Below are 6,093 nucleotides of genomic sequence, written 5' to 3' on the forward strand. Positions count from 1 at the left end.
GCAGGGTTTTAGGCGCAGCGGCGCCATATGCCAAGGGCTGATAGAGCCCCGGATTACTTCATTTCCGAAAGCCGCGCCGCATAGCGCGCCATCAGGTCGACCTCGATATTGACCTCGCTGCCTTCATTCCACGTGGTGCCCAGCGTGGTGACGCTCAGCGTATGCGGGATGATCAGCACGGCGAACTGGACGTCATCGACGGTATTCACCGTCAGCGACACGCCATCCAGCGTGATGGAGCCCTTGGCGGCGATGAACCGGGCGAGTTCGCGCGTGGTGCGGAAGGTGATCCGCGCCATGTCCGGCAAGTTCTCGCGCGACACGATGGTGGCGATGCCGTCGGCATGGCCGGCGACGATATGGCCACCGAGTTCGTCGCCGATCTTCAGCGCACGCTCGAGATTGAGCCGGGTGCCGAGCTTCCAGTGCTTCGCCGTGGTCATGCCCAGCGTCTCGGCGGCAGCGTCCACGTCGAACCAGGTCTTGCCATTGGCCACGCCGGAGCCGACCACCGTGAGGCAGACGCCGTTGCAGGCGATCGAGGCGCCATCGGCGATGGTGGTCTGGTCGTAGTCACAGAGAATGCGCAGCCGGTGCAGCTGGCCCTGCGCCACTTGCGTCAGGCTCTCGATCACGCCGATATCGGTGACAATGCCGGTGAACATGTTCGGTCTCTTTCCTACCAAATCACTCCGCCCTCATCCTGAGGAGCGACCACTTGGTCGCGTCTCGAAGGATGGCGGCAAATATCGAGCCCAGCGATCTCATGGTTCGAGACGGCGCTGAAAAAGCGCCTCCTCACCATGAGGGGCTTAGCTAAATGGTGCTTCTCTCATAAATCGTCAAAGTGTCGTTCTCGATTGTCTCGCTAGCACGCTGCACGAAATCCGGCGACGCGGTGATCGCCGATAGCGGCAATGCATCCAGCGCGGCGATGCCATCGTCGCCAATTTCTTTCGCTCCGCGAAACAGCCAGACTTCATCCACCAGCCCCGCCGCCACGAACGACGACGCCACTTTCGATCCGCCTTCGACCAGCAGCTTCGTAATGCCCTTCTCCGACAGGCACTGCAGCACGGCTGGCAAATCCAGCCCCGGCGGCGGCGCTGTCGTCACCGGCACGCGCAGCACCTGCGCGCCTGCGGCGCCCAGCGCCATGGCGGCGGGCGCTTCCGACAGGCTCGATGTCATCACCCAGAGCGGTGTCGTGCGCGCGGAATGCACGAGCTTGCTGTCGCCCGAAATGCGCAGTGCGCGATCCAGCACCACGCGCACCGGCGAGCGTTTCGCCATGCCGGGCAAGCGACATGTGAGTTCGGGATCATCAGCGATCACGGTGCCCATGCCGACCAGCACGGCGTCGCATTGCGCGCGCAAGAGATGCACGCGCGACCGCACCATCTCGCCGGTGACGGCGACAGGCTTGTGACCGGCTGCCGCGATCTTGTCGTCCGGCGAGACCGCAAGCTTCAACACGACATGCGGGCGCTTGTGGCGAATACGGCGGAAATGCCCGGCATGATCGCGTGCGGCCTGTTCGGCGCAGAGTCCGACATCGACCCTGATGCCGGCGGCACGCAGCCGCGCATGGCCCTGGCCCGCGACCTCCGGATTGGGATCCTCGATCGCCGCGACGACGCGCGTGATTCCCGCGGCAACGATAGCGTCCGCACAAGGCGGCGACTTGCCGAAATGCGAACACGGCTCCAGCGTCACATAGAGCGTGGCGCCGCGTGAGGCTTCGCCGGCTTGCGCCAGCGCGACAGGCTCGGCATGGGGGCGGCCACCGGGCTGGGTCCAGCCACGGCCGAGAATCACGCCATCCTTGACGATGACCGCGCCGACCGCGGGATTGGGCCAGGTCCGCCCCTGCCCGCGCCGGCCGAGCATCAGCGCCAGCTGCATGAAGCGCCGATCGGTCGCTTTGGCGTCAGCAGATTTTTGCGCGTATTGATCTTCCAGTATCCGGAAGATCATTTTCGGACCACCACCGGTCGCTCGTCGTCATGCAGTTCGCCGAGCACCGCCTCGAAATCCTTGGCCTCGCGGAAGTTGCGATAGACCGAGGCGAAGCGCACATAGGCGACGTCGTCGAGTCCGCGCAGATGCTCCATCACGATCTCGCCGATGGTCTCCGACGAAATCTCCGCCTCGCCGCCGCTTTCCAGCTCGCGCACGATGGCCGAGACCATCGTCTCGACGCGCTCGGGATCGACGGGGCGCTTGCGCAGGCTGATCGAGAGCGAGCGCACCAGCTTGTCGCGATCGAATGGCACGCGGCGGCCGTTGCGCTTGATCACCGTGAGTTCGCGCAGTTGCACGCGCTCGAAAGTGGTGAAGCGGAAGTTACAGGCGACGCACACACGCCGCCTGCGGATCACGGCGGAATCTTCCGCGGGACGCGAGTCCTTCACCTGCGTATCGAGGCTATTGCAGTTCGGACAGCGCATTCCCGACAACCTTCCAGACACTCGTTACTGTGCGACCTTCTGACCGCGCAGGCCTTCTCGTCGTAAGCCTGCAGGATGGGTAGAGCAGAGGCACGAAGCGCCGAAGCGACACCCATCAGCCGAGCTTGCAGCAACCACGGAATAATCGGTTTCGCTGCGCTCTGCCCAACCTACGACTTTCCTTACTGATAGATCGGGAAACGATCCGTCAGCGCCTTGACCTTGTCCTTCACGGCCGCTTCCACCAGCGGCGCGCTGCCGTCGCCGGATTGCGCCACCGCGCTCAGCACTTCGGCGATCATCTCGCCGGTCGCCTTGAATTCGGCAATGCCGAAACCACGCGTGGTCGCGGCGGGCGTGCCAAGACGGATGCCCGAGGTGATCCACGGCTTTTCGGGATCGAACGGCACGCCGTTCTTGTTGCAGGTGATGCCGGCGCGCACCAGCGCCTTCTCCGACACGTTGCCCTTCAGGCCCTTCGGCCGGAGATCGACGAGCATCAGGTGGTTATCGGTGCCGCCCGAGACAATGTCGAAGCCCTGTGCGCGCAGCGTCTCGGCCAGCGCCTTGGCGTTTTCGACAACGTTCTTGGCATAGACCTTGAAGTCCGGCTGCAGCGCTTCCTTGAAGGCCACGGCCTTGGCCGCAATCACATGCATCAAGGGACCGCCCTGCAGCCCCGGGAAGATCGCCGAGTTCAGCTTCTTGTGCAGCGCCTCGTCATTGGTGAGGATCAGGCCACCGCGCGGACCACGCAGCGACTTGTGTGTGGTCGTCGTGGTGACATGGGCATGCGGCACCGGCGAGGCATGGACGCCGCCAGCGACGAGGCCAGCAAAGTGGGCCATGTCGACGAGGAGATAGGCGCCGACGCTGTCGGCGATCTCGCGGAAGCGCTTGAAGTCCCACGACCGCGAATAGGCCGAGCCGCCGGCGATGATCAGCTTCGGCTTCACCTCTTCCGCCTGCTTGGCGATCGCATCCATGTCGAGGATCTGGTCCTCCTTGCGCACGGTGTAATGCGCCGGCTTGAACCACTTGCCGGACATGTTGACAGGCGAGCCATGGGTCAGGTGACCACCGGCCGCGAGATCCAGACCCATGAAGGTGTCGCCGGGCTGCAGCAGCGCCAGGAATACCGCCTGGTTCATCTGGCTGCCCGAGTTCGGCTGCACGTTGGCGAAGCCGGCACCGAACAGCTTCTTGGCGCGTTCGATGGCGAGGTTCTCGGCGATATCGACGAATTCGCAGCCGCCATAGTAGCGCGCGCCCGGATAGCCCTCGGCATATTTGTTGGTCATCACCGAGCCCTGCGCTTCCATCACGGCGCGGCTGACGATGTTTTCCGAGGCGATCAGCTCGATCTCGTGACGCTGGCGACCGAGTTCACCCTTGATCGCGTCGGCAATCTCGGGATCGGCCTGGGCGAGCGTGGCGGAGAAGAACGAGTCGGGCGCGGAGCCGGTTTGGGCCGAAGTGGTCATAGGGAAATATCTCCACCGCCGCGGCCTTCATTCAGCGTGCGGACGGTCACGAGTGGCGATCAGGAAACGGTGCTCCGGATACCATATCTGGCTGGCAAGGCCAAGGTTTTGCGGCTCGAGGCGCGATATTTAGGCAGCGGCGCAAATGCGGCGATTGCACATGCCGATCGGTACTCTCACTGTCATTTCCGGGCGAGATCTCGCGAAGCTGAGAGCTCGAGCCTCCGCCACTCCAGTTGGAGTGGAGGGGAATCCCGACATGTTCAGCGCAAAACAGCTCGGGATTCTAGGCTCGGTTCGCCGCCTTCGGTGCCGCTCCCGTCCCAGAATGACGAATATGGGGCCAGCAACGTCTCAGCCTCCGATGGCCCTATTTCGCCAGCCGGTATGCCCCGCCCTTCTCCACGCTGCGCTGGAATGCCGGGCGGGCATGCATCCGGCCGATCCAGGCGGCCAGATCGGGATAGGCCGCCAGCCGGTTGAAACTGCCGGCGACCTCGGCCACGAAGCTCATCTGGATGTCTGCGCCGGTCAGGCTGTCACCGACGAAGAACGCGCGGCCCTTCAGGGCACGGTCGGCATAACCAAGATGCCGGGCCATCTCGCTGTCGATCCGCGGCTGCAGCGGCGCCCCGGCCTCCTTCAGGCGGGACACGTAGAGATTGAGCATCAGCGGCAACATCGCCGAACCCTCGGCGTAATGCAGCCATTCGAGATAGGCCTCGTACTCCGCGCTGCCCTCCGCCGGCCGCATCGCGCCGCGGCCGTAGCGGCGGATGATGTAATCGACAACCGCTGCGGATTCCGCGATGGTCACGTCGCCATCGACGATCACAGGCGACTTGCCGAGCGGATGCACCGCTTCCAGTACCGGCGGCGCCAGCCGCGTCTGCTCATCGCGCTGATAGGTTTTCAGATCATAGGGTGTGCCGAGCTCCTCCAGCAGCCAGATGATCCGCTGCGAGCGCGAGTCGTTGAGATGATGAAGCGTGAGCATCGGCGTTTCCTTGTCCCTGGCCGATCTGTAGACCGTCGGCGTGAGAGAATTCCCCGAGGATGATCGCTCGGAAACCCCATCGATTGCGATCATACAGCGAACAAGAAAATCTTCGGGAGCTTTTCCGTGCTAGTTTGCCGGAAAGGCGACTGACTGTCGTTGTGGAGAGGTTCGGCTCTCCGTCCCCTCTGCACCAGGCCAAGCCGCCAACCTGAGGTTTGTCGCAGGAGGTCAAGATGGACGATGTACGGGCCGCCCTGGAGCGTCACTGGACTGCATCGGACGCGAACGATTTAAATATCGAACATGATATCTACCATGAGGATGCGATGCTTTATTATCCCCAATCGGGGGAACGCATCCGCGGTCGGCGCAACATTCAGATGAGCCGACTTGTCCAGCCAAACGAGAAACATTTTACCGTTCGGCGGATTATCGGCAGCGGCGAATTATGGGTCACCGAATTCATCCTGACCTATGACGGCATACCATCCTATGCGGTGAGCATCATGGAGTTCCGCGACGGACGGGTGGCCAACGAAACGCAGTATTTCGCCGATCGGTTTGAACCTGCAGTCTCGCGCGCGCATCTTGTCGAGCGATAGTTCGAGGCCGCAGAACCGCGATGACAGTGCTTCGATGAGCCTACATGCGATGAGCGCATTGCCTCCCGCTCGTCATTCCCTGTCGCGCCAAACATGACAACGGCGGACCGACACATCCGCCAAATATTTTTTCCCTATCAACCATTGACAATATACCCACAAGGATTATCCTCCGCTCGTCCGGTTCACGAGGGGCGCTTCTAGAGGCGTCTTGAAGTGGGACAGGATGCGGCGCCTGCGGGCGTGGGGTGACGTACCCTGCGCACTCGGGAGGTCCTGGGTCACCGTCCGGCCCCACTACGGGGGTCTGCCACTCATGCTGGCTGGACGTGGCATTGGTGAACGGCGGGAAACCGCCGGGATAAGCGGAGTGCGGAGCTCTGCCCTTTGCCCGGAAGAACGGTCCCGGGGACAGAAATCGCTGCGGTGGCGCGCCGTGAGGCGTTGCGCGGTTGCAGCTTGCCGGCGTTCCGGCGGAGCGGATCGCGACAGAAACCACCCCTTGCGCCTCACGGCGCGCTGCCACCCCTCATCGTTTGAGGGGAGACTATCCGAAC

At 63.2% G+C, this 6,093-nt stretch carries 6 protein-coding genes; 1 reads left to right on the forward strand and 5 read right to left on the reverse strand.

Annotated features, from left to right (window positions below; translation table 11 throughout):
- Positions 1-53 precede the first annotated feature (53 nt).
- The 5 genes from ACEK02_RS25025 to ACEK02_RS25045 form a co-directional block, all read right to left on the reverse strand.
- Complete coding sequence (locus ACEK02_RS25025; RefSeq protein ID WP_371424197.1) at positions 54-665, reverse strand: riboflavin synthase; 612 nt, start codon at positions 663-665, stop codon at positions 54-56.
- Positions 666-816: 151 nt separating this feature from the next.
- A complete protein-coding gene (ribD, locus tag ACEK02_RS25030) occupies positions 817-1,977 on the reverse strand; it encodes a bifunctional diaminohydroxyphosphoribosylaminopyrimidine deaminase/5-amino-6-(5-phosphoribosylamino)uracil reductase RibD (protein WP_371424198.1) in 1,161 nt (386 codons plus the stop codon).
- Positions 1,974-2,450 carry a transcriptional regulator NrdR gene (gene nrdR / locus ACEK02_RS25035; protein ID WP_371424199.1) on the reverse strand — a complete coding sequence of 159 codons (477 nt, stop codon included), beginning with the start codon at positions 2,448-2,450 and terminating at the stop codon, positions 1,974-1,976. Before nrdR ends, ribD begins: the two co-directional genes overlap by 4 nt.
- A 182-nt stretch (positions 2,451-2,632) precedes the next feature.
- Positions 2,633-3,934, reverse strand: a complete 1,302-nt coding sequence (gene glyA, locus ACEK02_RS25040) for a serine hydroxymethyltransferase (RefSeq protein WP_371424200.1) — start codon at positions 3,932-3,934, stop codon at positions 2,633-2,635.
- A gap of 370 nt (positions 3,935-4,304) precedes the next feature.
- The gene (locus ACEK02_RS25045) at positions 4,305-4,931 is read right to left on the reverse strand and encodes a glutathione S-transferase family protein (RefSeq protein WP_371424201.1); all 627 of its coding nucleotides are present in this window, start codon (positions 4,929-4,931) and stop codon (positions 4,305-4,307) included.
- Positions 4,932-5,167: 236 nt separating this feature from the next.
- Here ACEK02_RS25045 and ACEK02_RS25050 point away from each other — a divergent pair, with 236 nt between their 5' ends.
- On the forward strand, positions 5,168-5,536 hold the full coding sequence (locus ACEK02_RS25050; RefSeq protein WP_371424202.1) for a nuclear transport factor 2 family protein: 369 nt from the start codon (positions 5,168-5,170) through the stop codon (positions 5,534-5,536).
- Positions 5,537-6,093: the final 557 nt, after the last annotated feature.

The sequence above is a fragment of the Tardiphaga sp. genome (assembly GCF_041424195.1).
In the GTDB taxonomy this organism is placed as follows: Bacteria; Pseudomonadota; Alphaproteobacteria; order Rhizobiales; family Xanthobacteraceae; genus Tardiphaga.